Origin of the sequence: Exiguobacterium sp. s7 (genome assembly GCF_018618195.1) — a bacterium.
GTDB classification, from domain to species: Bacteria; Bacillota; Bacilli; order Exiguobacteriales; family Exiguobacteriaceae; genus Exiguobacterium; species Exiguobacterium mexicanum_A.
In genome coordinates, this window is record NZ_JACSLO010000034.1 from 1 (window position 1) to 1,685 (window position 1,685).

Sequence of the window (1,685 nt, forward strand, 5' to 3'; positions counted from 1 at the left end):
TGATATGCTCCCCAATAGGTAGACAGATGAAATAACAAATCTGTTTATCTGATTGGGGAGTGTTTTTTATGTCGAAAAGTCGGCATTCGATCGAACAAAAGCTGAGTGCACTACGTATGATGGAGGAAGAAACATATACCTGGAAGGAAATCGAGGAGGCTCATGATGTCTCGAAGGATACCCTTCAGTTGTGGAAAGTGAAATTCGATACCGGTGGGATCGACGCCTTGAAGCAATCGAGGACATGGAAGCCCTACACCAAGGAACAGAAAATCGCGGCCGTCCGTGACTATCTCGGTGGTCTCACTAAACTGGAGGCCCTCTCCAAACATCAAATCAGTCACTGGTCTGTTCTTCACAGGTGGATTAGGAAGTATACTAGTCATAGCGAGTTAACAGATTCGAGAAAAGGGATGGGTCTAGCTATGACAAAAGGAAGAAAAACTACGTTCGAAGAGCGCTTTGAGATCGTGAAATACTGTTTGGAGAATGGTCGCAACTACCAGCAGACGGCAGAACAATATCAGGTGTCCTATGCCCAGGTCTATGGCTGGACCAAGAAGTATGACACGAACGGTGCAGAAGCGCTCCTAGACCGCCGTGGGCGTACCAAACCAGAGGACGAACTAAGTGAAGAAGAGAAGCTGAAACGCCGTATCCGGCAAATGGAGCTTGAGAACGAACTTCTTCGTGCCGACAACCTGTACCTAAAAAAGTTAGAGGAGATCGAGAGGAGGTCGTGATCAGCCAGGTGCGCCTACAGCACCGATATGTCGCCATCAAAGAATTGAACGAAGAGGAGGCCCTTTCCATCGTGCTCCTCTGTCGGGTCGCCGGCATCTCCCGGGCAGCCTATTACAAATGGTTGAATCGCACCGTTTCGGTGCGTCAAGAAGAGAACGAGAAGCTTCTGGAGGACATTCGTTTACTCTATGACCAGGCGAACGGCACATACGGGTACCGTCGGATCACGATGACGATCAATCGGCTGCGCCGGCAACAGAGCCTGTCCACGTTCAATGAAAAGCGAATCTATCGCTTGATGCATATCCATGGGATCCAATCGATCATCCGCCGGAAGCGGAAGAGACATAAGAAGTCAACGCCACAGCATGTGGCCGAGAACCTGATGAACCGCGAATTCCGTGCGTCCCGGCCGGACGAGAAATGGTGCACCGACGTCACCGAGTTCAAATACGGTGACGGGAAGAAGGCGTATCTGAGCGCGATCATCGACCTGTATGACGGCTCAATCGTCGCCTATCGTATCGGGAGGTCCAACAACAACGGGCTCGTGTTCCATACGATGATGCCAGCCATCGCGGGGCTCCGTACAGGAGCACGTCCGATGATCCATAGTGACCGAGGGTTCCAATATACCTCGAGAGGGTTCAAACGCATGGTGGAAGACGCGGGAATGACCCACAGCATGTCCCGGGTCGGACGCTGTATCGACAACGGCCCGATCGAGAGTTTTTGGGGCACCTTGAAAGTGGAAATGTACTACTTGCGTGAGTTCCAGGCCTATAGCGAACTCACATCGGCCATCGAGGCCTACATATCGTTCTACAACCACGAGCGTCTCCAGAAACGACTAGGCGGCTTGAGCCCTGTCGAATACAGGGCTCAAGCCGCCTAGGATGGTTTTCATTATTTGCCCTGTCTACTTGACGGGGAGCAGTTCA

General features: G+C 51.6%; 1 protein-coding gene. It reads left to right on the forward strand.

The window, feature by feature from the left end:
• Positions 1 to 68 precede the first annotated feature (68 nt).
• Positions 69 to 1,639 (forward strand): IS3 family transposase gene (locus tag KNP79_RS15525; RefSeq protein WP_215192927.1). Its coding sequence is split into 2 segments (ribosomal slippage): positions 69 to 708 and positions 708 to 1,639, totalling 1,572 coding nucleotides; the frame shifts between segments, so codons are not numbered across the junction.
• Positions 1,640 to 1,685 lie beyond the last annotated feature (46 nt).